The sequence below is a fragment of the Aeromonas sp. EU05-FHT14A05 genome, from assembly GCF_058791175.1.
In genome coordinates this window covers 360,469-385,958 of the sequence record NZ_JBYTDH010000003.1, presented here as the reverse complement: position 1 = coordinate 385,958, position 25,490 = coordinate 360,469, and the positions used below count along the sequence as shown (strand labels likewise).

Genomic DNA, 25,490 nt, shown 5'->3' with positions numbered 1-25,490 from the left:
TCTACCAGTAGTTTTCCATGCTGATGTTGCCGGGGGCCCGGCGCAGGTTCTTGGCAAGACCGAGATCCAGCAGGGTTAGCTGCGTCTCCTTCACCATGGCGGGATTGCCGCAGATCATGACCTGGCTGTGCTCGGCCGAGAAGGCAAGCCCGACCCTGGCCTGCAGCTCGCCGCTGGCGATGGCCGCCGGGATCCGGCCTGGCAGCGCACCGGGCCAGGGCTCGCGGCTGACGAAGGGCACGTAGTGAAAACGGGGCCCATACTGCTCGACCAGGCTGGTGATCAGGCCCTGATAGGTGAGCTCCTCCCCCTTGCGCACCCCGTGCACCAGCACCAGATTCTCGAAACGCTCGAAGGCCTCCCCCTCCGCCAGCATGGCGAGGAAGGGGCCTATGGCCGTGCCGGTGGAGAGCAGCCAGAGATCCCGTCCCGGCGGGAGTTCGTCCAGGGTCAGGAACCCCGTGGCCTGAGACTGAACCAGCAAGGTATCCCCAGGTTGCAAGGCACCGAGAGAGGGAGTCAGTTCGCCATCCGGGATCTCCACCAGATAGAATTCGTGATAGGGGGCCGAGGGGGGATTGACGAAGGAATAGGCGCGCTGGATCCGCTGCTCGCCCCGTTGCAGGGCCAGCTTGGTAAATTGCCCCGCCTTGTAGGGGGCGAGCTCCGCCGCTATGCGCAGGGAAAACAGGGTGGGCGTCCACTCGATGCGCTCGAGTACATGACCTTCGACCCAGGCTGCCATACAGGTTCTCCTACAGAGGAACAGAACCTCACTTTACCCCTGGATCCCCTCTTGATTCAAAAAGAAAAAAACCCGCGCATGTGCGCGGGTTTTTTCTGCAAAGCGAATCGCTATTACAGAGCAACAACCTGGATCTGTACGGTTGCCTTGACGTCAGCGTGCAGCTGAACAACAACTTCGTACTCGCCGGTGTTACGCAGAACGTTGCCCATACGGACTTCGCTCTTGGCAACGGCGACGCCGGCAGCAGTGATGGCTTCAGCCACGTCACGGGTACCGATGGAACCGAACAGCTTGCCTTCGTCGCCAGACTTGGAGGCGATGACAACGGCAGCCAGTTCACCCAGCTTGGCAGCGCGCTCTTCAGCGGCAGCTTTACCGGCAGCCAGCTTGGCTTCCAGTTCAGCACGGCGAGCATCGAAGGTCTCGATGTTGGCCTTGGTAGCCATAACGGCTTTGCCTTGCGGGATCAGATAGTTACGGGCGTAGCCAGCTTTAACAGCGACTTGATCACCCAGACCGCCCAGTTTGGCGATTTTGTCGAGCAGGATAACTTGCATTACCTTTCCTCTATAAAAGTTGAGTTAGGCTTAAGTGCCGGACCGATTCTTACTTGTTGTGCAGATCGGTGTACGGCAGCAGAGCCAGGTAACGAGCACGCTTGATGGCGCGTGCCAGCTGACGCTGATACTTGGCGCGGGTACCGGTGATACGGCTCGGTACGATCTTGCCAGATTCAGTGACGTAGTTTTTCAGAGTAACGATATCTTTGTAGTCGATCTCGGTAACGTTCTCGGCGGTGAAGCGGCAGAACTTACGACGACGGAAATAACGTGCCATGGCCTTTATCCTCTAATGCGGTGATCTAAGAATTACTCTTCGGAAGACGCTTCAACAGCATCTTCGCGGCGCTCGTCGTCACGACGGGTGAAGCGCTCTTCCTTGGCCTTGGCCATCGGAGAAACTTCAGTCACGGCGTGCTTGGTGCGCATGATCATGTTGCGGATAACGGCATCGTTGAAGCGGAAGTTGGTTTCCAGTTCGTCGATAACGGCCTGCTCAGCTTCTACGTTCATCAGAACATAGTGAGCCTTGTGCAGCTTGTCGATCGGGTAAGCCAGCTGACGACGGCCCCAATCTTCCAGGCGATGAATGGTGCCACCAGCAGTGGTGATAGCGCCGGTGTAACGCTCGATCATGCCAGGTACTTGCTCGCTCTGGTCCGGATGAACCATGAAGACGATTTCGTAATGACGCATTTTAGCTCCTTACGGATTAATTCAGCCTCCGCCCAGGTGCAGCCAGACCTCGGAGGCAAGGAACATAGTGGTGTTTAGACGCTGCTTTCTAGGGCGGCGTATTGTACGAAATCGCCTCTCCCACTGCAACTGGCGTCGGCAGATGTTTTTGTCGATGAACCTGATGCAAAACTTCAATTGATAACAATTATCATTTAGATCTATTCTATCTCCATGCTCTTATGGAGGGTGACACCATGCAACCCGCATTGACCACGGCCATCCCGGCCCGCAAATTCAAGCTGACCCTTCTTGGCCCCGCCTTCATCGCCGCCATCGGCTACATAGATCCGGGCAACTTCGCCACCAACATCCAGGCCGGTTCCACCTTTGGTTATCAACTGCTGTGGGTGGTGGTCTGGGCCAACCTGATGGCCATGGTGGTGCAGACCCTCTCCGCCAAGCTCGGCATAGTCACCGGCAAGAATCTGGCGGAGCACATCCGGGACAAATTACCCAAACCGGCAGTCTGGGCCTACTGGGTGCAGGCGGAGATCATCGCCATGGCCACGGATCTCGCCGAGTTCATCGGTGCGGCCGTGGGCTTCAAGCTGCTGCTCGGCGTCACCCTGCTGGAGGGAGCCTGCATCACCGCCGTGGTCACCTGGGCCATCCTGATGCTGCAGGCTCGCGGTCAGAAGCCGCTGGAGTTCGTGGTGGGCGGCCTGCTGCTGTTCGTGGCCGCCGCTTACATCGTCGAGCTGGTCTTCTCCCGCCCCCATCTGCCGAGCCTGCTGGAGGGGGCGCTCTTCCCCGGGCTGCCCAACGGCGATGCCGTCTATCTGGCCGCCGGCGTGCTGGGGGCGACAGTCATGCCCCACGTCATCTACCTCCACTCGGCGCTGACCCAGCACACCCAGGACCAGGGAACCCTTTCCCAGCGGCTGCACAGCACCCGGGTCGATGTGGCCATCGCCATGACCATAGCCGGCTTCGTCAACATGGCCATGATGGCCATGGCCGCTGCAGCCTTCCACGACGCGGGCCACCAGCAGGTGGCGGAGCTTGAAACGGCCTACCAGACGCTCACTCCCTTGCTAGGTCAGGCTGCCGCCACCCTGTTCGGGCTGTCCCTAGTCGCGTCCGGCATCTCCTCCACCGTGGTCGGGACCCTGGCAGGCCAGGTGGTGATGCAGGGCTTCGTGCGCTTCACCATACCGCTCTGGCTGCGCCGGGCCATCACCATGGCCCCCGCCTTCGTGGTGATCGCCATGGGACTCAACACCACGGAGATCCTGGTGCTGAGCCAGGTCATTCTGAGTTTTGGCATAGCCCTCGCACTCATTCCGCTGCTGATCCTGACCGGCGATCGCGCCCTGATGGGGGAGCATCGCAACCATCCGCTGACCCAGGCAACAGGTCGCGTCATCGTCGCGCTGGTGATCGGCCTCAACGCCTATCTGCTGGTCACCATGATCTAGTGCTCACCCCGCCTTCTTCGGGCCGGCTCGTTAACAGAGGTTAATGAGCCGGCCCCCGCTTTGGCGTATGCTGCCGCTTTCTCTTCTCCATTTCTCGTTGCGGAAGCCTTGCCATGGAACATACCCGAGTCAGCTTCGTGCTGGGCCATCATCAGGAACAGGCCAGCGTAGTCTATTGCGAGCAGGGGCAACCCAGCCTGCTCGTCACCGATCTCACCCCCTTCCACCCCCAGAGCCACCTCTGGCCCGATCAACCGGGAGATGTGGGCACTGTGCGCAGGGATGGCGGTGAGGCGGCCGTGGGCCCCTGCCGGATGGGGGCCATCAGCCCGGAAGGCAGGCTGTTCGTGGATCAGGATATTCCGGTCAAGCGGGGCGCCGAGGGCTGGGCCTTCGTGGTGGTGCATCCTCTCGCCGGCTCCCATCAGTTTGCCATCGGCACCCAGGTGGAACTGATTGTGGACGCCGAGGCCCGCCACGCCCTGAGTCTGGGCCACAGCGGCTGCCATCTTGTGGCGCTGGCCCTCAACCGGGCACTCGCCCCTTACTGGCGCAAGGAGGTGAGCGAGCGCGATGCACTGGATCAGCCCGACTTCGACCGCCTCGCCATCCAGAGCTCGCGGGTCGAGCCCCTGGGCTCCCGGGAGCAATACCGCATCGGCAAGAGCCTGCGCAAGAAGGGGGTCAACGGCGAGGCGCTGCTGGCGGATCTGGCGCTGATAGAAGAAAAGGTCAACCGGCAACTCGCCGGCTGGCTGGCGGCGGGGGGCGAGATCCGCCGCTCGCGAGCCGGCGAGGCCATCATCGACTCCCGCTACTGGCTCTGCATGCTTGAGGGAAAAGAGCTGACCATCCCCTGCGGCGGCACCCATGCCGGCACTCTGGCGGAGCTGGGTCAGGTCAGGGTGCGGCTCGCCGCTGCAGAGGAGGGGTTCAGCCTGATCTCCGAAGTCACCCCCTGAGCCGGCGACAGATCCGGCTTCTCCCCATCAGCCAAGCCGGATCAACAATATGCCGCCGAGGATCACCAGGGCCGCCATCAGCCTGACCCGCCCCAGCCGCTCCCCCAGCCAGAGCCAGGAGAGCAGTACGGCAAACAGCACGCTGCTCTCGCGCAGCGCCGCCACCAGCCCGATGGGGGCCCGGGTCATGGCCCAGATGACGATCCCATAGGCAAGCAGCGAGAGGGCGCCACCCAGGGCGCCCGAATACCACTCGGCCCGGGTCAGGCTGCGCAAGGCGGTGCGGCTCTGCCATCTCATCAGCAGCGGCATCATCAGGGCCGTCAGGGTAAAGAGCCAGAGGGTATAGCGTATCGGCTCCCCCGCCGAGCGGGCCCCGACCCCGTCAGACAGGGTATAGCCGGCGGTAAACAGCGCCGTGATCAGCACGGCGCACAGGGCCGCAGGCGCCAGCCGGATGCCGCCGCGCCAGGCCATCAACAAGACCCCGCCCACCAGCACCATGGCCCCCGCCACAGCCACGACACCGGGCACCTCACCCAGCAGCAGGGCGCCGAGCAGCAGGGTCACCAGGGGCGCGCTGCCACGGGCCAGCGGATAGATCTGGCCAAACTCCCCCAAACGGTAGGCCCGGCCGAGAAAGAGGCAATAACCGCAGTGCAACAGGATGGAGAGTGCCAACCAGGGATACTCGACCTGGGCAGGCCACCCCACCAGCGGCAGGAAAGGCAGGGAGAAGAGGCCGGAGCAGAGGGAGACCAGCAACACGCTGACACGCCCCTCGGCCTGGCGCTTGGCCAGCGCATTCCACAGGGCGTGCAGCAAGGCGGCCAGCAAGATGGCCGCGAAGATGGGGAGGGTCACGACGGGGTTCCAATCAACAAGGGGACGAGATCATACCCGTTTGTGTCGCAGCAATGTGGGAGCCAGCTCATGAAGGCTCCCTGGACTTGCCATCGACTCAAGGGGCTTTGCGCATCCCCATGTGAGGGATGTCGTCTTCGATATAGCCCTCCCCTTCCGGCGCGAAGCCGTGCTGGCCGTAGAAGCCCTGCAGGTGAGCCTGGGCACCGAGCCAGATGCTGTGCGCCGGCCAGCGGGCCGTGCAGGCGGTCACCGCCTCATCGAGCAAGCTGTGGCCCAGACCGCCCCCTCTCGACTGGGGGGAGGTGACCACCCGGCCGATGGCGGCACCACTGTCGTCGCCGATGCCGGGGGCCATGATGCGGGCATAGGCGGCCAGATGATCGCCTTCATAACCGAGCAGGTGCAGCACACCGTCCCGGCGATCCACCCCATCCAGATCCTGGAAGGGGCAGCTCTGCTCCACCACGAACACCTCGGCCCGCAGTGCCAGCAACTCGTACAACTCGTCCGTGGTCAGTGCAGACCAGGGTTTCAGGATCCAGTTCATCGGCGACTCCTTATCAATTCGGCCTGCCAGCATAGGCGAGCGCAGCCAGGGCGGCATTAACCTTTGTTAAGACTTTTCAGCCGTTTGCGAATGCGGCTCAGGCTGACTGGCAGGCGTGATGCCGAGACGCACTGTATGAAAGGTTTGATATCTGGTGGCAACACAACCCCTCATGGCGCATCGGCAACACTACTGCTTGTTAAGCGCTTTCAACCGCTTGCGAATGCGGCTCAGGCTGATGGGGCTGATGCCGAGATAGGCGGCGATCTGGTGATCCGGCACCCTGGCATCCAGCGCGGGAAAGCAGTCCAGGAAGTGCTGATAGCGGGCCTGGGGGCTCTCGGTCAAGAGCAGCAGCTCTTTTTCTTCCTTGATGCGCAGCTGCACTTCCAGCAGGTGCTGATACCAGGCGGACCAGCAGGAGAGCTGGCGCAGGTCGGCAAGCTGGAACAGCTGCAACCGGCAAGGCTCCAGCGCCTCCACGCTGTAGCGGGCGGGTTCGCCACTGAGCAGGTGATGGAAGTCGAGAAACTCGTCCCCCTCCCAGTAGAACTCCTTGATGTACTCCCGCCCATCCGCCAGCACTACCCTGGCCCGCAGCAACCCCTGCTCCACCCTGATCAGCAGATCCGGACTGTCACCGGCGTGCCAGAGGCAGGATTTGGGGGCGAGCGTCAGCGGCCGGGCAAAAGAGAGGAGGCGCCTGGCCTCCTGCTCATCTGTGACCCTGTCCCGGAAAAAGGGAGGTCTGTCCATCATCACGGTATCAGCTGCGGCGCTGACGCACGGCTTCGAACAGGCAGACGCCGCTCGCCACCGAGACGTTGAGGCTGGATACCGCCCCCGCCATCGGTATGCTCACCAGCTCGTCGCAATGTTCGCGGGTCAGGCGACGCATCCCCTTGCCCTCGGCGCCCATCACCAGCGCCATCGGGCCGGTCAGCTTGGCCTGATAGAGGTCGTGGTCCGCCTCGCCGGCGGTGCCGACTATCCAGACGCCGCGCTCCTGCAGCTCGCGCAGGGTGCGCGCCAGGTTGGTGACCTGAATGAGCGGCACCACTTCGGCGGCGCCACAGGCGACCTTGCGCACTATGGAGGTCAGGCCGGTGGCCTTGTCCCGCGGCACTATCACCGCATGGACCCCGGCCGCATCGGCGCTGCGCAGGCAGGCGCCGAGGTTGTGCGGATCGGTTACCCCGTCCAGCACCAGCAGGAAGGGGGCGGTCTCTTGCATCGCCAGGCCGTCCAGCAGACTGGCCAGGTCGTGCTCGGCCAGCTTGGGCGCCTCTATCACCTTGGCCATGATGCCCTGGTGATTGTTGCCCTCCGCCTTGTCATCGAGCGTCTTGCGGTTCACGCTCTGCACCTTGATGCCGAGGGATTCCAGCTCGGTCAGCAAGGGTTGCAGCCGGTCGTCATCGCGGCCCTTGAGGGCCCATACCTCGATGAAACGCTCCGGGGTGCGCTCAAGCAGCGCGGATACAGCGTGAATGCCGTAGATCAGTTCTGTACTCATTTAGTGCTCTTGGCCTTGTCGCGAGCGTTTTTGCTCGGTCGTCTGTTGCTGGGCTTGGCGCGGCCACCCTTGTCGGATTTGCCGTGATCCTTGCCCTCTTTGCGTTTTTCGTGGCGCTGGGCGCTCTTGGCCTTCTCTTTCTTGATCTCGGCCTGCTTGCGCGCCATCTCCTTGGCGTTCTTGCCGGTGGCCTGGAGCGGCTCTTCCACCATCACGAAGTCGATCTTGCGATCGTCCAGGTTCACCCCCATCACCTTGACCCGCACCTTGTCACCCAGACGGTAGCGACGGCGGAAGTTCTCGCCGATCAGCTGCATGTGCAGGGGATCAAACTGGTAGTAGTCGTTGGTGAGGGTGCTGACGTGCACCAGACCGTCGATGTGGATATCCGCCAGGCGCACGAAGAAGCCAAAGCCGGTGACGCTGGCGATGACGCCGTCGAAGTCATCACCCACGTGATCCAGCATGTACTCGCACTTGAGCCAGTCGGCCACGTCGCGGGTCGCATCGTCGGCACGGCGCTCTGTCATGGAGCAGTGCTCGCCCATGGGATCCACTTCTTCCAGCTGGTAGTGGTAACCACCGCTCGGCGTCCACTTGTGGCGCAGGTTGCCCTGCTGCTCCTTGGCCGTCTGGTACTTGATGGCACGGTGCAGGATGAGGTCGGGATAGCGACGGATCGGCGAGGTGAAGTGGGCGTAGGACTTCAGGGCCAGACCGAAGTGACCTATGTTGTCGGCCTGATAGATGGCCTGACGCATGGAGCGCAGCAGCATGGTGGAGAGCAGCTCCGCATCCGGGCGCCCTTCAAACTTGGCGGCCAGCTCGGCGAAGTCCTTCGGCTCGGGCTCGAGGCCCCCCTTGAGCTCCAGGCCCAGTTCGGCCAGGAAGTCGCGGAACCCGGTCAGACGCTCTTCGCCTGGACGGTCGTGCACCCGGAACAGGGCTGAGGCTTCGTTCTTCTCGATGTAGCGGGCGGCCGCCACGTTCGCCTGGATCATGCACTCTTCGATGATCTTGTGGGCGTCGTTGCGCACCAGCGGCACTATCTGGTCGATCTTGCGCTGGGCGTTGAAGATGAAGCGGGTCTCCTCGCTCTCGAACTCCACCGCGCCACGCTGGTGACGGGCGTGCTTGAGCGCCTTGTAGAGGTTGTTGAGCTCCTCGATATGACCCACCAGCGGCTCGTACTGCTGACGCAGCTTGGGCTCGCCATCCAGGATCGCCGCCACCTTGCTGTAGGTCATGCGGGCGTGGGAGTTCATCACCGCTTCGTAGAACTTGTAACCGGACATGCGACCGGCGGCGGAGATGGTCATCTCGCACACCATGCAGAGGCGGTCAACCTGCGGGTTCAGGGAGCACAAACCGTTGGAGAGCACCTCCGGCAGCATGGGCACCACAAACTCGGGGAAGTAGACGGAGTTGCCGCGCTGATAGGCTTCGGCATCCAGCGCCGTCCCCGGCTTCACATAGGCGGAGACGTCCGCGATGGCTACCCACAGGCGCCAGCCGCCGCCGCGTTTGGCTTCGCAGAAGACGGCGTCATCGAAGTCGCGGGCATCTTCCCCGTCTATGGTGACCAGCGGCAGGGCGCGCAGATCGATGCGACCCTCTTTGGCCTTCTCCGGCACCTGCTCGCCCAGACCGGCAACCTCTTTGGTCACCTCTTCCGGCCAGGTATGGGGGATGCCGTGGGTACGCAGGGCAATTTCAATCTCCATGCCCGGCGCCATGTTTTCGCCCAGCACCTCCAGCACGGTACCGACCGCATTGATACGGGCGGTGGCGCGCTGGGTGATGCGAACGACCACCACCTGACTCTGGCGGGCCCCCTTGTTCTCACCGTCCGGAATGATGATGTCCTGGCCGATGCGGCTGTCATCCGGCACCACGAAGCCAACGCCGTTCTCGACGAAGTAACGGCCGACGATGTCCGCCTCGCGGGCCTTGAGCAGGCGCACCAGACGCGCTTCCTGACGACCCTTGCGGTCAATCTCGGTCGGCTGCACCAGCACGTAGTCACCGTGCATCAGCCGCTGCATCTCGCGGTTGTTCAGGAAGAGATCCGATCCACCACCCTCGGGGCGCAGAAAACCGAATCCATCTTTGTGGCCGAGCACATAGCCTTTCACCAGATTCAGGCGATCCGGCAGGGCGTAACATTGGTTCCTGGTGAACACGAGTTGTCCATCACGCTCCATGGCGCGCAGACGACGGCGCAAGGCTTCCAGCGGCTCTTCGTCGGTCAGCTTGAGGACCTTGGCCAACTCTTCCCGGGACATGGGTTTTTCATGGCCCTTGATGAGTTCCAGCAGCATCTCGCGGCTGGCGATGGGGTTATCGTATTTTTCGGCCTCGCGTTGGAGGAAAGGATCTTTTTGAGACATAAGCAGGCCTTAGGGTAGGTAGTAACGCAGACATTATATCGAAGGGGGGAGCTAATGGCATCCATCGACTGCCTTTTGCCCAATCTCTCTGTCATACTGGGCACAGTTTGCAGGTATGTGAGACTCGGAACTCATGAGCAAGGACTCGTTCGCCCAATCGGCCGCCTATTTGAAGCAGGCGGTCCCCCTGATGATCAAGTATCAAATCCCCACCACCCCGAACAATTACCATCTTTGGTACAACTACGTCTCCGGCGCCATGCCCGAGCTGAACCATGCCGTCGATCACGCCATCAAGCTGCAGGGCACCTTTTCCCTCACCACCTGCGAGCGTCTCTATCACCAGCATCTGGCCAGCCAGGACGAACAGCAGATGGAGACGATGAAGCTCAATCTGGTCGCCATGGCCAACGAGCTCGGCCACTCCATGCAGGATGCGCTGGTCGACACCGGCCAGTTCCAGGCGATGCTCGACAAGAGCTTCGACAAGTTGAGCCTCATCGATGACGAGGGGCTGAGCCTGGATGACACCATGGCCATCTTGCGGGAGCTGGTGCGCGAGTCCCGGGATGTACGCATGTCCACCCTGCACTTTCGCAACCAGCTCAGCAGCGCCGAGAAGGAGATCAAGGAGCTCAAGGCGGCGCTGAACGAGACGCGCAAGATGGCGACCGAGGACGCTCTCACCGCCCTGCTCAACCGTCGCGCCTTCGATCTGGAGCTGGACAGCCTGATCCGCAACAAGCAACCCTTCTCGTTGATCATGACCGACATCGATCGTTTCAAGAACTTCAACGACGAATATGGCCACCTGCTGGGGGATCAGGTGCTGCGCATCGTCGGCAAGCGGCTGCGGGAAGTCAGCAAGGAAGGGATCACCGCCTATCGGCTCGGGGGGGAGGAGTTTGCCCTGCTGGTGCCGGGCCGGGCTCTGGCGCTGACCCGTCAGATGGCGGAGAGCCTGCGCCGGGTCATAGAGCGGATGTCGCTGCTGGATCGCAAATCGGGCCGCCGCATCGATCACATCACCGCCTCCTTCGGTGTGGGGGAATACAATGGCCAAGAGACGGCGGACGCCCTGATAGAGCGCACCGACAAGCTGCTCTACAAGGCCAAGGAGCTGGGTCGCAATCGGGTGATGCCGCTCCCCTCCTGAGCCCGTCAGACACAAAAAAAGGCCGGTCACTGACCGGCCTTCTTCATTTTTCCGCTGTTGGCTCAAAGGCTTTTCAACTTCTCTTCCGGCAGCGCCAGCTCATCGTTGTGGTTGACGCCGATGCCGCGCTCCAGCACGTGGCGAGCGATGGCATGGGCCTCTTCCAGGGAGTGCATGCTGTAGGTACCGCACTGGTATTCGTTCAGCTCGGGGATCTTGCCCTGCTCCTGCACGGTCAGCACATCGCTCATGGCCGCCTGCCAGGCCGCACCCACGCGGGCCTCGTCCGGGGCGCCGATCAGGCTCATGTAGAAGCCGGTACGGCAGCCCATGGGGGAGATATCGATGATTTCGACCCCATTGCCGTTCAGGTGATCACGCATGAAACCGGCAAAGAGGTGCTCCAGCGTGTGGATGCCGCGCTCGGAGAGGATCTCCTGGTTCGGCACGCAGAAGCGCAGATCGAACACGGTAATGGTGTCCTTGTTCGGGGTCTGCATGGTCTTCGCCACCCGGACTGCCGGGGCTGCCATGCGGGTATGGTCGACGGTAAAACTGTCCAATAACGGCATTTCTGACTCCTGATTGGTTACGAGAACCAGCCCCCGCTGGGGAGCCGATCCTTGCATTGTCGATACTGGGCGCCGTAGCGTTGGGCACGGGCCTCCACCTTGCGGGAGACCTTCATCAGCCACCCCTTGCTGCGGTAGCTGCCACGCCGGTAGCCACCCCAGCCTTCGTGATAGTTGAGATACTGGCCATAGGCATCCCACTTGGAGGTGCCATTGAGCCGCTGCGCCTTGTTAGTGTACCAGCCCATGAAATCGATGGCGTCGGCGAAGTCGTCGCGATCGCTCCAGCCGTTGCCGGTTTCACGCTGGTAATCGTCCCAGGTCTCATCCTTGACCTGGGCGTAGCCATAGGCAGAGCTGGCGCGCCCGGTCGGGATGAAGAGGAAGTATTGCATCGGCGGCTGGGCATCGTGCACGAAGGAGGACTCCTGATACATCATGGCCATCACCACATGCACCGGGGTTCCCCACTTCTCGTTCATCTCGAGTGCCGCCTTGTGCCACTCCGGCTTTTCCCGAAAGATCTGGCACAGGTTTTCCGGCTGGGCCGGTGGCCGGCTACTGCAAGCAGTCAGCGCCATCAGCAGGCCTGCCGCCACCACGAGACGCATCCCTGACATCAAGGGGGCGGCATCTTCGTACGCTTGGTCGTGTCGAGGCACATCCATCACATCAAATCGCGTCTTCGTTCTCTTCGCCGGTACGGATGCGGATCACGCGCTCCACCTCGCAGACGAAGATCTTGCCGTCACCTATCTTGCCGGTGCGGGCGGTGTTCTGGATCGCTTCCAGACAGGCGTCCAGCTCTTCGTCCTGCACCACAAGCTCAACCTTTACCTTGGGCAGGAAGTCGACCATGTACTCGGCACCGCGGTAGAGCTCGGTGTGGCCCTTCTGGCGTCCGAAGCCTTTGACTTCGGATACAGTCATGCCGTTGATGCCGATCTCGGCCAGGGCTTCGCGCACATCGTCCAGCTTGAACGGTTTGATGATGGCTTCAATCTTCTTCATGGTGACTCCTTACCAGTTCTGTTTACCGAACCCGGACGTGATGGGGTAGCGGCGATCCTTACCAAAGTTGCGAGCCGTGATGCGGGGCCCGACGGCAGCCTGACGGCGCTTGTATTCGTTGAGATCCACCAGACGGATCACCTTGCGCACCACGGCTTCTTCGAAGCCCTCCGCCACCATGTCGGCGACCGAGGCGTCTTCTTCCACATAGCGCTTGAGGATGGCGTCCAGGATGTCGTAGGGAGGCAGGCTGTCCTGATCCACCTGATCCGGTGCCAGCTCTGCCGAAGGGGGACGATCGATGACCCGCTGCGGGATCACGTAGTCGACCGAGTTGCGATATTCGCACAGCTTGAAGACCAGGGTCTTGGGCACATCTTTCAGCACGTCGAAACCGCCCGCCATGTCACCGTACAGAGTGGCATAGCCGACCGCCATCTCGCTCTTGTTGCCGGTGGTCAATACGATACGGCGACGCTTGTTGGAGAGCGCCATCAAGAGCACGCCACGGCAGCGAGCCTGCAGGTTCTCTTCGGTGGTATCCCGGGCCGTCCCCTCAAACAGCGGCGCCAGCTGGGTCATGAAGCCTTCAAACATGGGCTCGATGGAGATGATGTTGAACTCGACCCCCATCCGCTCGGCCTGCTCCTTGGCATCTTCCACACTCATCTGAGCTGTGTAGCGGAACGGCATCATCACCGCCTGCACCTTGTCCGCACCTATGGCATCGGCCGCGATGGCGAGCGTCAGGGCGGAGTCGATGCCGCCGGAGAGGCCCAGCACGGCTCCCTGGAAGCCGTTCTTGGTGACATAGTCATGCACCGCCAGCACCAGCGCCTGATAGGTCTCGGCCAGGGGCTCCAGCGGCGCAGCCGGTTCCCGCTCTTTCAACGGCTGGCCGTCGACAAAGCGCACCAGCGCCAGCTCTTCGGCAAACGGAGCGAGCTTGTGGGTCAGCTCGCTCTGGCCGTTGAACACCTTGGAGCAACCATCAAAGATCAGTTCGTCCTGACCACAGACCTGATTGAGGTAAACCAGCGGCAAGCCGGTCTGCTCGCAACGCTCGGCCATCAGCTCGCGGCGGATCCAGGGTTTCTCCTGATCGTATGGAGAGGCATTGATGGTGAGCAGCAGCTCGGCACCGGCCGCCTTGGCCGCGAGTGCCGGGCCCGGTTGCCACAGATCTTCGCAGATGAGCAAGCCCAGCTGGTGGCCACGGAACGACACCACGCAGGTATCGCTCGCCGCGGTGAAGTAACGCTTCTCGTCGAACACCCCGTAGTTGGGCAGATCCTGCTTGAAGTAACGGGCGATGAGCTTGCCCTGCTCATAGAGAGAGGCTGCATTGTAGAGTGCTTCTCCTTCACGACAGGGGTGTCCCACCAGAATGGCGCAACGACCCTGCCAGGCCGCGACACGCGCCAGGGCAGCCTCCACTCGTATCATCAGATCGCTGCGCAGCAACAGATCTTCAGGGGGATAGCCGGTCAGCGCCAGCTCGGAGCAAACCAGCAGATCGGCGCCTTGCTGGTCGGCCTCTGCGGCGGCAGCCAGCACCTTGTCACAGTTATCTTCGATGGCGCCTACCGTCAGATTTAACTGGGCAAGCATCAGAGAGAGGGCTTTTGCCATGGCGATGCATCTTGAATTCGAAAATGATGGGGAATGATAAAGAAAAGGCGCTGGCTGTGCCAGCGCCTTGGCTCCCGCAACAACTTCAGGGAGAGCAGGTCAGGTTTGCTGCGTTGGTGACACCGTTGTCCACCAGCAGGGTGCAGGGGCCGCTGATGACCTGGCCGCTGGCTGGCGGTGTCATGGGAATACTTAACGAACTCGGCTTCAGCAGGAAGGTCGTGTTGTTTCCCGAGTAGGAGAAGTTCACCACCAGAGTACTATTCTGTGCAGCCGTACAGGTATAGATGGCCGTCTGGTTATCACTGCTCGGCGCATCCACATGACAAGTGGCCCCGGATGTCGAGGTGCTGATGCCCAAGCTGCTGAAGACATTCTTCTTGCAGGCCTTGGGAGTGGGATCGTTGTTTTTTGTTTTCTCGAGACACTCCACCTTGCCCGTTACCGTCAACAAGGGTTGTGTCACCACGCCAGTGTCTATTTTCACTGCCAGTTCGGTACTGAGTGCCAAGCTTTGATCGCTTGGTGAAATCAGCGTAGCGGTGACCCCTGAATTACCCTGATAGACGGTGGCTTTTACCTTCACGCTCTGCAGCACCTGGCTACTGTCCTTGGTGGATTTCTTGGCTGCCAGATAGCCACGGCTATAGCTGCCGAAGTAGTAGTTATTGAGATCCACTATGGTATCGACCGGCTCATTGCTGACGGTGGCGTAGTCGGTAGCTGCCCCCGTCAACTGGCCATTGAGTGGGGTCATGGACCACTCCGCCAACATGGTCAGGTTGATATCCTGAAAAGGCACCTTTGCCAGATAGCCAGTGACATTGGTATCTATCCCGGTCAGATAGGTGGGGTTCAAAATATCGACATAGATGCCACGGGCAATCAGCTGGCGCGTACCGGTATTGATCGCGATCTCCGTAACCGCATCACCACCAGGCGCAACATTGGCAGGGGTTTGAAGCCATGTGGAAAAATCACTGATCGCAGGTGCGGTTGCCGTCGGGGTCGAGGTCCAGTTCAGGGTCTGTTTCTGCCAGTCGATATAGGTCTTGACCACATACTGGATGTAATTCTGGTAACTGACCTGATTGGCGGCCTTGGCCAAGAAATCCGAGGTGGTAACAATGACCTTGACCAGGTTCCAATCCGGGAGGGGGCGATAGTATCCATCCAGTCGCACAAACCGGCAAGCATCAACATAGGTGCCACTGGCCGCCACGGACAGTGCGCTGTTATAGCGCTGTCGACTGGTATTGAGCGGTGCATAGTAGCTGGTAAAACTCCCCCCCGAACCATCGAAATGATCCTTGCAGCAGCTTGTGCAGAGCGCTGGCTGGTTATTGCCGCTGACGGTCCCGGTCTGCTTGCTCTGCTGTGCACCTACTTTCCAGTAGAGCTGGTTGGTGGAAGTACTGTAGGCCTGACCCGGCAGAGAGGCACTCAAGGTTGAACCATAGGTACAGGCGCAGCTTACCGAGCTGATATCTTGCTGTATTTGCTGGGTATTCCCTTGATTTGCAGGCTGATACGTCACTGTTTCAAACTGTACTTCCTTGCCGACAGTGTTGTTTTTGGCCACCACTGTCGGAGAAGGTTTGCTGGTTTCCTGTCTGCTGCCGTTACCGAGATCGATGGAGATGACGTCCGGCGCCACCCCAGGGGTGTAATTTATCTTCGGCCCTGTCCGAGCGGTATCCAGCCCCCCACTCAACTGTTCCGCAGTCAATGATTCCGTAGGAGAGGCATAACCCGTAAGCGCGACCGAGGCGGTCACTCCTTCGCTGTTGGTCCAGCTCACCGTCGTATTGATCTGCTTTCGCCCAGGGTAGTTCAGCAGATACCCTGCAGGAGCCGTGTTCTGCCATGCAGAAGTAGCTCCGTTCCAATATTGGTTGGTCACTGTCCAGGCCAATGTGTAACTGTCACCAGACTGGCTCTTGGTCGCATTGCCACTCGTAATGGCCGAATAGGCAGTGAGCGGGGCCGTCGCCGTCACCAGACTGTTGAAATTACGAAATTCCTCAATCTTGGATTCCGCGAGTCGCATGGCAACTTCATACCGCCGCCCATCCTGGGAGGCCGTGAGGGCCGACTTCGAAAGCATCACCAGGCCGACCACCCCCACCCCCAACACAACCAGGGTTACCAGTATCTCAAACAGGCCAAATCCTTTTTGCCGTTTCATTTGCTTGTCCTCTACCAGTCGCGCCAGCTACCTGGAACCTGCTTAAGAGTCTGAAAGGCGGCACCTGTCCTGATATTGCTCAGTGCAGCCTCATCATATTTCGCATCATAGGTACCATTGGAATTGCCCAGCTTGAAGTTGGCAGCCAGAGCGCCATTGACGATGGCTCCGCCGGTGAGTTTGATATCCGCGGTCGTAGTGGCAGGGTCGGAGGCGTAAGCGAACACCAACCCAAATAGCTGACGGTTACCATTGATGGTCAAGTTGCCATCTCGAATGATCAACACAACAGGGGCGGCCTGAGTACCAATATTGGACCCCGGACTACAATCACCGTCGACAATGATAAGCCCGGTTGTCGTCGGCCCCAGACCATTGCAGTTCGTGACTATCTGATTGGCCCTGGATTCGATGTTTGCCCAACCAGCATCATCGTCATTCTCATTGAACAAATACCACACCAGGTCGGTTGGAAAATCGGGATCGCTATCCTTGATATCCGACTGCTTACTGCCCGGTTGGCTGATGTTGGCACTGCAGCCACCGGCGTAATCCCCCTGATGGCAGGTCTGGCCGGACCCCGTATTCAGATCTACATAATCATTGGTCCAGATGGACAGCGGCACTCCGGGCCCCCCTCCATTGGGATTGGCAACAACGGTAAAATTCCCCCCCACCGCCATGCCACCGGCAACGGTCAGAGGAGCCGCGGGGGTGCCTGCCAGCACGTTATTTTGCACATATTGTGCCTCGACCGCCGCCTGGGCCTGGCTGTCACTCAAATTGGCCACGGAACGAATACGGATGGGGGCAACGAGTGTGGTACTTCCCGCCACCACGGGAAAGGGGGTTATGCATTCGACTGTCAGGGTATAAGCCCCGCCTGCACCAGATGGAGAAAAAGAGTTCCCTGACCAAGCGGGCAGCGAAGAGGGACAAGATGAGCCTTCAGCAGAGAGGCGACCAAAGCCATAGGATAACCCCTGCTCTGCCAAGGCCATCACTTGACGATAGAGGGTTTCATTCAATGTGATGCGACGATCGGCCACCAGCAGCTTACCCACCAGCAGAGTGACTGCCAGCAGGATCAACAGCAGGATCAGTGTGACTGTGAACGTCGTAAAACCGGACTGGGTTCTCATATCAGTATCCGTCATTGCGCAGCTTGATATCCCGCTGCAAGTTCAACGTCAACGTCGTGTTGTCCTTGTAGCGACCCGATATATTGAGCTGGATGGCCCTGGCGCCACTCACCTGACTATTCGCCAACAAGCCGTAGGTGAGCTGAGTAACTTCTATGGTGTTATCGGTCGAGATGAGACTGCCACTGTCACAGGCAGGGCTGGCTCCCGTCGCCAGCTTGATTCCCTTTTCGGCACTGCTGTAACTGTAAACACGCGTTTCAAGACTGCTGGATGCGCTGTTATTCAGCACACCATTTTCATTGTCATCATAATTCACTCTAATACAGCGATAGAGCTTGGAACCTGTTGCCGTCTCATCCAGCAGGTCGACACTGGCATCGAAATAGAAGGGGGAAGGTGCAGCACCAGATACCAATCTGGTAGCGGTGGCAGCACTGGCATCATAGCCTGCCCGTTCTATATCGCGGGCTATCATATCGGTGATCGCCTGCATCTCTTGATTGAGGCGACTTACCTTCATGGCGGTACTATTGGCCCTGAGAATGGTCGCGAAAAGCGAGATCACCGTGGCCACCAGCAGCAAACCCGCCACCATGGAAACCATCAGCTCCACCAGGCTGAAACCTGCATGTCGCCTCAGCATGTTGGCACCCCGCTTACATTGCTGACGGCACAGGTACGCACCCGTCCGACATTATTGGTGACGACCCGCATGATATGGCTTCCAGATGAGACTTCAATGTTGCCCGCCGTGAGAGAGCCTCGGCGGGGAGAAATACTGAGGGGTCTGATATTGGTTGCCGACTCACTGTAACTCGCCACCAAGGTGATACCGGGAAACTCACTGGCATCTACCCCTTTGCGCCCCTCGATACTGGAACAAGCATCGGCACAACTGTTACAACTGCCATCGACATGGACCCGGTAACACCAGTTGCTCGCACCACTGTTAAAAAGGAGGAGATTGAGCGTCTGATTGCGTTTGACCGCCTCGGATTTGAGCAGCATGACATCGGTATAGATGGCCTGCGTCGCAGCCCTGACCATTTGCTCCTGTCGCAATGACTGGTAGCTGGGCAGGGCTACGACCAGCAGCAATGCAGCCACCGTCAGTGTCAGCAACAGCTCAATCAGGGTGAAACCGGAAACACGTCCTACTGTGCGCATCATTTAGCTCAAGACTCCTTTCTTTTTGCCCATGCCAGTAGAGCCCAGCGTCAGTACTATTCTATAGTATCAAACCGTTTCGAGAGCACGCCGCCCATGAGAACCAAACAATCAGGTATTACCTTGCTGGAGCTGCTGGTCGTGGTGGCTGTCGTCGCCATCCTGGCGGCTGTAGCCTATCCGAGCTTTACCAATGGACTGCAAAAGTCCCGCCGCGCCGAGGCTCTCAAGGGACTGCTGAGCATGCAGCTCAAGCAGGAGGAATTTCGCATATCCAATGCCAGTTATAGTGGGGATCCATCCCAAGTCAGTAACCCGGCAAGCGATTACTACACCTTCACCATCTCTGGCGCTACCGCCACGGTTTATACCCTGATAGCCACCGCCAAGGGCAGTCAGAGCAACGATGCAGGTTGCACCATATTGACCCTCAACAAGGCCGATACCAAGACGCCATCTGATTGCTGGAAGTGAATCACCAGCAGTCAGCCGCAGTGAATGATGCACCCGAGACGGTTTGCCGCCCCGCCTGATCCACTATCAGCACACCGCAGTTGTCTCCGTTCATGCCCCCCGTTGGCGTCGCGCTGAGGGTGAAAAGACTGCCACTGGCACTGACGGCCAACTGGTAATAGGCAGAGCCACCCTCTCTCGGCAGAGTGCTGAGCCCGGCCGACGCAAGACTGGCCGAGCCATAGTCTCCCGTCAGGGTGAATTCCCGCTCCATGTATTGGGCCGCTTCCATCAGGGCGGCTCTCGCCTCCGCTCTGCGTGACGCCGCGATATGCTCCTGATAACTGGGGTAGGCGATGGCCGACAGGATCGCCACCACCACGACCACTATCATCAGTTCCAGCAGGGAAAATCCCTTGGGCTGTTTCATTCCAGTTGAATCCAAGACTGCCTGCCTCCCAGCTCACCCGCCCCCTCCTCCAGCGTCACCGACACATTGCCGCTGGAACCGCTCATGTATTTACGCTCAACCTCACCATCTTCCACCACGCTCGGGGTCGTCGTCAGCTCATCAAACTGCTTGCCACTGGCGGGCACCTTGGTGGAACCCCCGTTACCGTCCGGCACGTCGACATAGTCATCATCATTGACGGCATTATCGCCATTGACATCGAATACCGAGTAAGTGAGGCGAGCCCCCGAGAAGGGCTCAATCTCCATCAACCAGGAGCGTCCTCCGAAATCACAGGCGTCGGATGAGGGGATGAGAGTGTTGAAGATCAATCGCTTGTGACGATACATCATTTCTGCCACCTGACGCTCACCCACGCCCTTGGAAAGTCCTGGCGAAATGAGCTTGAGAAACCACCCCTTGCGAGCGCTGTAGTCCACTGCACTGTTGGAAACGACCCGTACATTGAACTTGCGAGTAGTGCCATTGGCTGCCAGCTCGTTGGTGATGGACTGACTCTGTAGCTGGCTGGCCGTAATGGTGCTGGTCTGGCCATCGGCATCCCAGATGCCATATACAGCGTCCACCCGCGGCGTACTCGGCAGGCTTTTATCATCGTTGGTAAAATAGCTTCCCGTCCCGAACAGGACCATCACCCCACCATTGGGATGTCGAAGTGCCAGTGGTCGAACCGTGATGGGCTGGCGTGTCGTCGCCGAACAAGTACCGTCACATGCCTGATACAAAGGCGCCGGAACCTGATTTCTGCCACTCCCGCTCGTCAGCGCTACAGCCCACTGGTTGCTGTTGTTGGCTGTCAAATCGAACTTCCACAGATTGCCCTGCAGATCGCCGGCATAGACGTAATCGATCAGCTTGTCCCCGTCCACATCCACTGGCAAGGGGCTCGACAGGCCATTTGGGGCTGAATTGGAGCCAACCTCTGTGCTCAATTCCTTTATAAGGGAGCCATCAGCCAGATCGATCACAAACAACCTGGCTATCTGGCTCTGACTGTTATAACCATTGGCCACCAACGCCACCCACTTGTTACCCGCCTTGACCCTTCCCAGGGTCGGCACCGAGAGCGCCACCCCCATCTCGGCATTGCTGCTGGCGTTGAATTCCCACATCACATTGCTGGCCACCATATCGGTAGGGTTCGTCACGTTGATGGCGAACACCGCCTTGCCACCTGCCCCTGTGCTGCCCAGCAGCACCGTCTTCCAGTCACCATTCAGATAGGCATCCCCCACCTTGGGCGAACCATCCACATAGTAGCGGTGGGCATAGCCCGTCTGGGTCAAAGGCGCCAACCCCCCAAGCAGGGATACAGGAACGTAGGCCATGGTCTCTACGCCGTCGCTAGCCCTGAAGCCATGCAGCATACCGTCATTAGCCCCGACATAGAGCATCGGCGGGCGGCCGGTCACCAGAGTCGAACTCAGGAAGGCGGCATATCTCTCCCGCTCGGTTTGAGTCAGCCCGCTGGCCGCGCCATAGCCATAGTCCTGACGCCCCACATAGACGGGATCCGAGTTGATGATATCCCCCAGAATGGTGCTGCGGTCTCTGAAGGATCCCCCTCGCCCCTGCTCGCCGCTGCGATCACCACGTAGATAATCCACTCTTGACTCACCAAGAGAGTCTCCTCCTACGGCGAACAGAGCTCTGTTCGCTATGTTGAGAGCCCCCCAAGTGAAGTCGATGCCACTCCCCCCCTGCAGAGTGAAGATGCGGCGCTCGTCGGGTTCTGGCAGTTCAGCCGCTGCATCCCAGGCTTGTCCCCCCAAAGCGCCGCTGTCATCGAGCGGGATGGCAATGAGTTGACCTGACCAATCCCCGCTGTTGTAACGGGCTTGATAGATATGGGTATTGCTGTCGAGCCGAGTGGCATTGGCCGTCACCGAACTGGCCGAGCTGGTACGCGATGCGATTTGGGCCAGTGTATTGCCGAGCGCGGTAGCGAAGGTGGTGGGATCGGCGGCACTGAAAAATCCTCCCTTGCTGTTGACTGCGGCATGCCAGAGGTCATCCACTTTTCTGGCGTCGGAACCGTAAGGGTTGGGCCAGCTAGCTGGCATCCCGTTGGCGGGATTCAATGTGCCATTCACTCCCAATCCCACGGTGAAGTTGACCAGATGCTGCCAATTCGCCGGATCTGCCGTGCTGGTCGGCACCTTGTTGACCAGGTCGGTGCGCAAATCCGTCTTCCAATAGTTGAGGGATACGTCGGCCAAGGTGTCGGCCGTTCCGTCCTTGTCCAGATCACCGACCACAGGGTTCGGATTATAAGAACGCCCCTCGCTCCAGTAGCCGTCTGTCATCAGAATGTTGTAACTCTGTCGACAGGTCAGATGCGCTGCAGTACTGCCCGCACTGGTTGCCCAGGGACCATTGTTGTCCGTGCGAGAAAAGTAATTCCCCACATCCTGGAGACTGGTCCGCAGCGGCGTGTAATGGATGCCATTAAATTTGCCGTTATAGAGGTCCGTAAAGAAACCAGCGCGCTGGGTACCGGTAAATGGCGCCACATTGCGCAGCATGGTACTGCCGCTATTGATGGTGGTGAATCCCACCCGGATGGTATTGCCCTGGGTTGCGAAGGCGCGCCCTATCCCTGCCCTAGCTGCCAGGATCCTGGAGCGGTAATAGGTATACCAGTTGGCAAAGTTCTGGATCTCTTCGGCATAAGTGCAGACAGGAGCACTCTTGCAATCGCTGCGGTTGGGCCGGTTGTCATAGGTGCTGCCCGACTTGATCTCAACCCGGGTATAGCTGCCAGCCTTCCTCACGTCGCCACTTCCCTTGTAGGCAAAGTAGATGGCTGGCCAGAATGTCTCTTCCGCATTTCTGTTGTAATCGGCGGAAAAACTGGTGTAGTAGTTTGCCCGCAGCTTGTTGTTCTTGGTCAAATCGCGGCAACCTGCCGTCGTATTGGTCGGGTTATGTGGCGCACAACTTATATTGGCATTCACCATCAGGGATCCATCCGCATTGGCCCAGGGGCGATAACTCAAGGATGGGTTGTAATAGAGTTTGTTGTTTTGGCTCGACCGGCTATAGGCATTGAGGTCATTGGTAGCGGCGAACGTAACCGTGCTGTTGCTCCAGTCATAACTGCCATACACCTCATCGGCTCTTGGATAGATGAAAAACACGTTGAGGTTGGATGGCACCAGCTCTTCCGGCATCACCTCGGAGAGCATCGAACTCGAGTTGTCCAGGGTGAACATGATGTTGGGCTCGGCACGGGTGCCGAGATAGAGGGGGGTTTGGGCGATATCGAGTGCCCCCTGAGCCGTCAGCACTGGCAACAGTCCCAACAGCATCCATGCTGATCTACGCATCCTCGCTCCCCTCCTATCGACTGTAGGTTGACTGCAACAGCACGAAACTCTCGCTCGACAGACCATACCCCCTGGCAGTGATGCGGTAGAGGCGACGCTCACCCTGGGGTTCGTCCGCAGCCAGATTCTCGTTTAGGCTCTGGGTATAAGGCAGCCGCTCGATGAAATACTCGGGTGATGGCCCCTGACCACCTGTATTGTGGCTGCGCCATGAAGTGGCCGATGCCAGCGGATCCATGGCAGTGTCTACCAACTCATAGAGTCCATCGCTGTTGTCGAAGGGCCCAGCAGTTCCGCCTTCGATATAACGCTCAGCCCCCCGTAGCGCCGCCTCGGCCGCCTGGAATGCCTGCAGGCTCTCCTGATAATTCCCCGCCATTTTCTCCTGCAGCACGCCCCCACGCATGGCGGCCATCGCCAGCAGGCTCACCACCGTCAGGAAGATGAGGCTCAAGATCAATACCATTCCTCGTTGCCGCATCGTGCCTCCTAGGGAACCCTGTTACGCAGCGCCACCGTGGTCTCGGTTGCCCAGTACCAGTGGCTGTCCGCGCTCTGGAAGGTACCGCCAGCAAAGCTGACCGATTGAGGCGATGAGAGCACACCACCCTGACCGCTGCGAAGCAACAGGGCGATCCCGACACTCATCACATTGTCCCAGTTGCTCACTGATCCCGCTGTCACATAAGTATCGGCAGCGCGATCCCTATTGCGATCCTCACCATAAGTGAGCTGCAGATCGGCTATCCCGTCCACCACAGGCGTGCCAGCGGAGCTACCGCTCTTGCGATAGAGGGTCCAGGGACGATCAGCGGCGGGACGGGCAATGTAGTAAAGCCGAGTCTCCAGTCGGTGAAGCAACGAACCCGGGCCAAATCGCTCCTCGGCAGGGGCGCTGCTCCCTCCCCAGGAGCTCACCGTATTGCCTGGGACATAGCTGTTGTTGTTGGAATGGTTGATATTGAGCTCTCCCCCCGCGGCCTGCACATTGGTGATCTGGAAGACCCTCGCCTTCTGGCAGTCGGACACCATGACGATGTCGCCCTCGCAAAAATCACTGTAAGCAGGCTTGTTGGGCGCACAGTAGTTGGCCTTGGTCGACAGCAGTTGAGCAAACAACTGGGCGGCACTGTTGTTGCGGATCACGGGTACTCCGCTACCGACCGGGCTCTGGATCAGCAACAGATCACTGCCGCTGCGCGGCTTGGGTTCCCCTGCCCCGAACAACCCGGAGATCGCGGTGGGCAAGGTGCTGCCCAGGTTGTCATAACCACGGATCCGGATGCGAAAGTCATAAGGGGTTGTCGTCGCGCTCAGGGTGCTGGTAATGGTCACCCCTTGCTTGCTGATGCATCCCAGATACCCAGCCAGTCGCAGCTCTTTTTGCATCAGATTGAGAGCGAAGCGACTCTCCTCCTGTACCCGGGCGACCGCCTCAGTGATCAGAAAAGTACGGTGATTGCCCAGAAAGACCTGGATGATGACCCCAATAGTGAACAGGGAGAGCAGCAGGGCAATCATCACCTCTACCAGACCTACACCAGCCTGGTGATACCTCGATGCGCTCTTCACAACTCTGTCCTCACTATCAAGGCCTGTTGGGCAGGTTCACCCGCCTGACGGCCCCCTTGCCACTGCACCCTGATGGTGGCACGCCCCTGGCTGACCACCACGGACCCATCCCCCTGCGGTAAGGAGGCGAGTGTTTGCTTCCAGTATTGAAGGTCCGCCACGGCCGCCGTCGCCCCTGACGCGCTCTCACCCAGTGCGATATCGTACTGACCGGCCAGGGCGGCGCTGCGGTTGGCCCGCATCAGATCGCCGATCAAGCTGGCGTACTGGGTCGCTTCGGTCTTGCTCAGCGCCGACTGGTTGCTCTTTAGCGCCTGTAACTGGAGAGTGGCCATACCGAGAATACCCACCGACAGCACCAACACGGCGATCATGACCTCCAGCAGCGAAAAACCGCTATCGCGCGTCACATGCATGTGACCTCCTCAACCGACGGGTGACCTGTCCCATTGATGCTGATACTGCGCCCGCTCACTCCGGCACAGGAGGATGGCGTGAGACTGAAGACATGTCCCTGAGGAGTGCGTCCATCGAGAAAGCCATTGCTGGTGAAACGCAGCATCGCAGTGTCACTGGTCAAGACATCTCCCCCGAGCGAGCCAAACTGGCGGATCAGTTCCCCGCCATCCAGACTGCCGTTGCCATTGTTATCACTCCACACCTGCCATCCCCGCTCCCAATGCAAGGCCGTGTTGTCAGCCTGCGCCGACAATAACACGCTGCGATTGCGCCGGACCGCCTCGCTGCGTGCCAGTTGTACGGAAGCCACGAACTGATTCGCCTGCGTCGTCAGGCTCATGTTCCTGATCAAGGAGTGAAAGGAAGGGACTCCCAGCGTCAGCAGGATAGACAAGAGTGCTATGGTGACCATCAGCTCGATGAGCGTGAAGCCGAGAGGCGCAAACGTCCTGTTGTGCACCGTGCCAAACCCTCCTTCAGTTCCATCCATGGTTGGGGGCGGTATTGGTGAGATAGAGACAGTCTAAACAGTGTTGTCGGTGTTGGTAATTGCAACTACGGGTTCAAACGAGAAGTTATGATGGTTTT

Annotated in this window: 27 protein-coding genes; 4 read left to right on the top strand and 23 right to left on the bottom strand. The window is 59.6% G+C overall.

Annotated features, from left to right (window positions below; genetic code table 11):
* Position 1: 1 nt before the first annotated feature.
* The 4 genes from AC3WR3_RS07130 to rpsF form a co-directional block, all read right to left on the bottom strand.
* Positions 2–745 carry a ferredoxin--NADP reductase gene (locus tag AC3WR3_RS07130; protein ID WP_492291515.1) on the bottom strand — a complete coding sequence of 248 codons (744 nt, stop codon included), beginning with the start codon at positions 743–745 and terminating at the stop codon, positions 2–4.
* 113 nt (positions 746–858) lie between these two features.
* Positions 859–1,305, bottom strand: a complete 447-nt coding sequence (gene rplI, locus AC3WR3_RS07125; protein WP_005331773.1) for a 50S ribosomal protein L9 — start codon at positions 1,303–1,305, stop codon at positions 859–861.
* Positions 1,306–1,354: 49 nt separating this feature from the next.
* Complete coding sequence (gene rpsR, locus AC3WR3_RS07120; protein ID WP_005313392.1) at positions 1,355–1,585, bottom strand: 30S ribosomal protein S18; 231 nt, start codon at positions 1,583–1,585, stop codon at positions 1,355–1,357.
* Positions 1,586–1,617: 32 nt separating this feature from the next.
* Positions 1,618–2,004: a 30S ribosomal protein S6 gene (rpsF, locus tag AC3WR3_RS07115; RefSeq protein WP_005331771.1), complete on the bottom strand. Its 387-nt coding sequence runs from the start codon at positions 2,002–2,004 to the stop codon at positions 1,618–1,620.
* Positions 2,005–2,240: 236 nt separating this feature from the next.
* Here rpsF and AC3WR3_RS07110 point away from each other — a divergent pair, with 236 nt between their 5' ends.
* Together AC3WR3_RS07110 and AC3WR3_RS07105 are read left to right on the top strand one after the other, a co-directional pair.
* Positions 2,241–3,464: an Nramp family divalent metal transporter gene (locus tag AC3WR3_RS07110; protein WP_492291514.1), complete on the top strand. Its 1,224-nt coding sequence runs from the start codon at positions 2,241–2,243 to the stop codon at positions 3,462–3,464.
* A 113-nt stretch (positions 3,465–3,577) separates the two neighbouring features.
* Positions 3,578–4,426, top strand: coding sequence for an alanyl-tRNA editing protein (locus tag AC3WR3_RS07105; RefSeq protein WP_492291513.1), 849 nt, complete (start codon positions 3,578–3,580; stop codon positions 4,424–4,426).
* 27 nt (positions 4,427–4,453) lie between these two features.
* On the opposite strand, the gene AC3WR3_RS07100 is transcribed toward AC3WR3_RS07105, so the two are convergent.
* The 5 genes from AC3WR3_RS07100 to rnr all read right to left on the bottom strand — a co-directional run bounded on the left by AC3WR3_RS07100 (position 4,454) and on the right by rnr (position 9,746).
* Positions 4,454–5,290, bottom strand: coding sequence for an EamA family transporter (locus AC3WR3_RS07100; protein WP_492291512.1), 837 nt, complete (start codon positions 5,288–5,290; stop codon positions 4,454–4,456).
* A 97-nt stretch (positions 5,291–5,387) separates the two neighbouring features.
* On the bottom strand, positions 5,388–5,840 hold the full coding sequence (locus tag AC3WR3_RS07095; RefSeq protein WP_319917960.1) for a GNAT family N-acetyltransferase: 453 nt from the start codon (positions 5,838–5,840) through the stop codon (positions 5,388–5,390).
* A gap of 189 nt (positions 5,841–6,029) precedes the next feature.
* Positions 6,030–6,596 carry a Crp/Fnr family transcriptional regulator gene (locus tag AC3WR3_RS07090; RefSeq protein WP_492291530.1) on the bottom strand — a complete coding sequence of 189 codons (567 nt, stop codon included), beginning with the start codon at positions 6,594–6,596 and terminating at the stop codon, positions 6,030–6,032.
* A gap of 10 nt (positions 6,597–6,606) precedes the next feature.
* Complete coding sequence (gene rlmB / locus AC3WR3_RS07085; protein ID WP_492291511.1) at positions 6,607–7,356, bottom strand: 23S rRNA (guanosine(2251)-2'-O)-methyltransferase RlmB; 750 nt, start codon at positions 7,354–7,356, stop codon at positions 6,607–6,609.
* Positions 7,353–9,746 carry a ribonuclease R gene (gene rnr, locus AC3WR3_RS07080; RefSeq protein WP_139436795.1) on the bottom strand — a complete coding sequence of 798 codons (2,394 nt, stop codon included), beginning with the start codon at positions 9,744–9,746 and terminating at the stop codon, positions 7,353–7,355. Before rnr ends, rlmB begins: the two co-directional genes overlap by 4 nt.
* A 133-nt stretch (positions 9,747–9,879) precedes the next feature.
* Between rnr and AC3WR3_RS07075 the strand changes: the two genes are divergently transcribed.
* Positions 9,880–10,902 carry a GGDEF domain-containing protein gene (locus AC3WR3_RS07075; RefSeq protein WP_162519217.1) on the top strand — a complete coding sequence of 341 codons (1,023 nt, stop codon included), beginning with the start codon at positions 9,880–9,882 and terminating at the stop codon, positions 10,900–10,902.
* Positions 10,903–10,964: 62 nt separating this feature from the next.
* Here the strand turns inward: AC3WR3_RS07075 and luxS are convergent, their stop codons facing one another.
* From luxS to AC3WR3_RS07035, 8 genes are all read right to left on the bottom strand, one after another.
* Positions 10,965–11,474, bottom strand: a complete 510-nt coding sequence (gene luxS, locus AC3WR3_RS07070; RefSeq protein ID WP_017782209.1) for an S-ribosylhomocysteine lyase — start codon at positions 11,472–11,474, stop codon at positions 10,965–10,967.
* Between the two features lie 17 nt (positions 11,475–11,491).
* On the bottom strand, positions 11,492–12,085 hold the full coding sequence (locus AC3WR3_RS07065; protein ID WP_275066077.1) for a transglycosylase SLT domain-containing protein: 594 nt from the start codon (positions 12,083–12,085) through the stop codon (positions 11,492–11,494).
* Positions 12,086–12,146: 61 nt separating this feature from the next.
* Complete coding sequence (gene glnB / locus AC3WR3_RS07060; protein ID WP_025325723.1) at positions 12,147–12,485, bottom strand: nitrogen regulatory protein P-II; 339 nt, start codon at positions 12,483–12,485, stop codon at positions 12,147–12,149.
* A 9-nt stretch (positions 12,486–12,494) separates the two neighbouring features.
* Positions 12,495–14,117, bottom strand: coding sequence for an NAD+ synthase (locus AC3WR3_RS07055; protein ID WP_139743728.1), 1,623 nt, complete (start codon positions 14,115–14,117; stop codon positions 12,495–12,497).
* Between the two features lie 85 nt (positions 14,118–14,202).
* A complete protein-coding gene (locus AC3WR3_RS07050; RefSeq protein WP_454008918.1) occupies positions 14,203–16,305 on the bottom strand; it encodes a prepilin-type N-terminal cleavage/methylation domain-containing protein in 2,103 nt (700 codons plus the stop codon).
* An 11-nt stretch (positions 16,306–16,316) separates the two neighbouring features.
* Complete coding sequence (locus tag AC3WR3_RS07045) at positions 16,317–17,447, bottom strand: PilX N-terminal domain-containing pilus assembly protein (RefSeq protein WP_454008919.1); 1,131 nt, start codon at positions 17,445–17,447, stop codon at positions 16,317–16,319.
* Position 17,448: 1 nt separating this feature from the next.
* Positions 17,449–18,093 carry a PilW family protein gene (locus AC3WR3_RS07040; protein WP_404837722.1) on the bottom strand — a complete coding sequence of 215 codons (645 nt, stop codon included), beginning with the start codon at positions 18,091–18,093 and terminating at the stop codon, positions 17,449–17,451.
* Positions 18,087–18,620, bottom strand: a complete 534-nt coding sequence (locus AC3WR3_RS07035) for a GspH/FimT family protein (RefSeq protein WP_492291510.1) — start codon at positions 18,618–18,620, stop codon at positions 18,087–18,089. Before AC3WR3_RS07035 ends, AC3WR3_RS07040 begins: the two co-directional genes overlap by 7 nt.
* Positions 18,621–18,713: 93 nt before the next feature.
* Between AC3WR3_RS07035 and AC3WR3_RS07030 the strand changes: the two genes are divergently transcribed.
* Positions 18,714–19,091: a type IV pilin protein gene (locus tag AC3WR3_RS07030; protein WP_492291509.1), complete on the top strand. Its 378-nt coding sequence runs from the start codon at positions 18,714–18,716 to the stop codon at positions 19,089–19,091.
* 1 nt (position 19,092) lies between these two features.
* On the opposite strand, the gene AC3WR3_RS07025 is transcribed toward AC3WR3_RS07030, so the two are convergent.
* From AC3WR3_RS07025 to AC3WR3_RS07000, 6 genes are read right to left on the bottom strand one after another with little or no spacing between them, the layout of a single operon-like run.
* A complete protein-coding gene (locus AC3WR3_RS07025; RefSeq protein ID WP_492291508.1) occupies positions 19,093–19,500 on the bottom strand; it encodes a type IV pilin protein in 408 nt (135 codons plus the stop codon).
* Complete coding sequence (locus AC3WR3_RS07020; protein WP_492291507.1) at positions 19,497–22,871, bottom strand: pilus assembly protein; 3,375 nt, start codon at positions 22,869–22,871, stop codon at positions 19,497–19,499. Before AC3WR3_RS07020 ends, AC3WR3_RS07025 begins: the two co-directional genes overlap by 4 nt.
* A gap of 13 nt (positions 22,872–22,884) precedes the next feature.
* The gene (locus AC3WR3_RS07015; protein ID WP_492291506.1) at positions 22,885–23,337 is read right to left on the bottom strand and encodes a pilus assembly PilX family protein; all 453 of its coding nucleotides are present in this window, start codon (positions 23,335–23,337) and stop codon (positions 22,885–22,887) included.
* A 23-nt stretch (positions 23,338–23,360) separates the two neighbouring features.
* Positions 23,361–24,443 (bottom strand): PilW family protein, encoded by a 1,083-nt coding sequence (locus AC3WR3_RS07010; RefSeq protein WP_492291505.1) that lies wholly within the window; start codon positions 24,441–24,443, stop codon positions 23,361–23,363.
* The gene (pilV, locus tag AC3WR3_RS07005; protein WP_052814600.1) at positions 24,440–24,859 is read right to left on the bottom strand and encodes a type IV pilus modification protein PilV; all 420 of its coding nucleotides are present in this window, start codon (positions 24,857–24,859) and stop codon (positions 24,440–24,442) included. The genes AC3WR3_RS07010 and pilV overlap by 4 nt, the downstream gene beginning before the upstream one ends.
* Positions 24,850–25,362, bottom strand: coding sequence for a GspH/FimT family pseudopilin (locus tag AC3WR3_RS07000; protein ID WP_330847525.1), 513 nt, complete (start codon positions 25,360–25,362; stop codon positions 24,850–24,852). The genes pilV and AC3WR3_RS07000 overlap by 10 nt, the downstream gene beginning before the upstream one ends.
* Positions 25,363–25,490: the final 128 nt, after the last annotated feature.

Coding starts and splice junctions, on each gene's coding strand:
- AC3WR3_RS07130 (WP_492291515.1), bottom strand. CDS start 745: ATGGCAGCCTGGGTCGAAGGTCATGTACTCGAGCGCATCGAGTGGACG.
- AC3WR3_RS07020 (WP_492291507.1), bottom strand. CDS start 22,871: ATGCGTAGATCAGCATGGATGCTGTTGGGACTGTTGCCAGTGCTGACG.
- AC3WR3_RS07055 (WP_139743728.1), bottom strand. CDS start 14,117: ATGGCAAAAGCCCTCTCTCTGATGCTTGCCCAGTTAAATCTGACGGTA.
- pilV (WP_052814600.1), bottom strand. CDS start 24,859: ATGCATGTGACGCGCGATAGCGGTTTTTCGCTGCTGGAGGTCATGATC.
- rpsF (WP_005331771.1), bottom strand. CDS start 2,004: ATGCGTCATTACGAAATCGTCTTCATGGTTCATCCGGACCAGAGCGAG.
- AC3WR3_RS07030 (WP_492291509.1), top strand. CDS start 18,714: ATGAGAACCAAACAATCAGGTATTACCTTGCTGGAGCTGCTGGTCGTG.
- rnr (WP_139436795.1), bottom strand. CDS start 9,746: ATGTCTCAAAAAGATCCTTTCCTCCAACGCGAGGCCGAAAAATACGAT.
- rlmB (WP_492291511.1), bottom strand. CDS start 7,356: ATGAGTACAGAACTGATCTACGGCATTCACGCTGTATCCGCGCTGCTT.
- AC3WR3_RS07045 (WP_454008919.1), bottom strand. CDS start 17,447: ATGAGAACCCAGTCCGGTTTTACGACGTTCACAGTCACACTGATCCTG.
- AC3WR3_RS07040 (WP_404837722.1), bottom strand. CDS start 18,093: ATGCTGAGGCGACATGCAGGTTTCAGCCTGGTGGAGCTGATGGTTTCC.
- AC3WR3_RS07035 (WP_492291510.1), bottom strand. CDS start 18,620: ATGATGCGCACAGTAGGACGTGTTTCCGGTTTCACCCTGATTGAGCTG.
- AC3WR3_RS07105 (WP_492291513.1), top strand. CDS start 3,578: ATGGAACATACCCGAGTCAGCTTCGTGCTGGGCCATCATCAGGAACAG.
- AC3WR3_RS07075 (WP_162519217.1), top strand. CDS start 9,880: ATGAGCAAGGACTCGTTCGCCCAATCGGCCGCCTATTTGAAGCAGGCG.
- rpsR (WP_005313392.1), bottom strand. CDS start 1,585: ATGGCACGTTATTTCCGTCGTCGTAAGTTCTGCCGCTTCACCGCCGAG.
- AC3WR3_RS07110 (WP_492291514.1), top strand. CDS start 2,241: ATGCAACCCGCATTGACCACGGCCATCCCGGCCCGCAAATTCAAGCTG.
- AC3WR3_RS07025 (WP_492291508.1), bottom strand. CDS start 19,500: ATGAAACAGCCCAAGGGATTTTCCCTGCTGGAACTGATGATAGTGGTC.
- AC3WR3_RS07015 (WP_492291506.1), bottom strand. CDS start 23,337: ATGGTATTGATCTTGAGCCTCATCTTCCTGACGGTGGTGAGCCTGCTG.
- AC3WR3_RS07090 (WP_492291530.1), bottom strand. CDS start 6,596: ATGGACAGACCTCCCTTTTTCCGGGACAGGGTCACAGATGAGCAGGAG.
- glnB (WP_025325723.1), bottom strand. CDS start 12,485: ATGAAGAAGATTGAAGCCATCATCAAACCGTTCAAGCTGGACGATGTG.
- AC3WR3_RS07050 (WP_454008918.1), bottom strand. CDS start 16,305: ATGAAACGGCAAAAAGGATTTGGCCTGTTTGAGATACTGGTAACCCTG.
- AC3WR3_RS07095 (WP_319917960.1), bottom strand. CDS start 5,840: ATGAACTGGATCCTGAAACCCTGGTCTGCACTGACCACGGACGAGTTG.
- rplI (WP_005331773.1), bottom strand. CDS start 1,305: ATGCAAGTTATCCTGCTCGACAAAATCGCCAAACTGGGCGGTCTGGGT.
- luxS (WP_017782209.1), bottom strand. CDS start 11,474: ATGCCGTTATTGGACAGTTTTACCGTCGACCATACCCGCATGGCAGCC.
- AC3WR3_RS07065 (WP_275066077.1), bottom strand. CDS start 12,085: ATGCGTCTCGTGGTGGCGGCAGGCCTGCTGATGGCGCTGACTGCTTGC.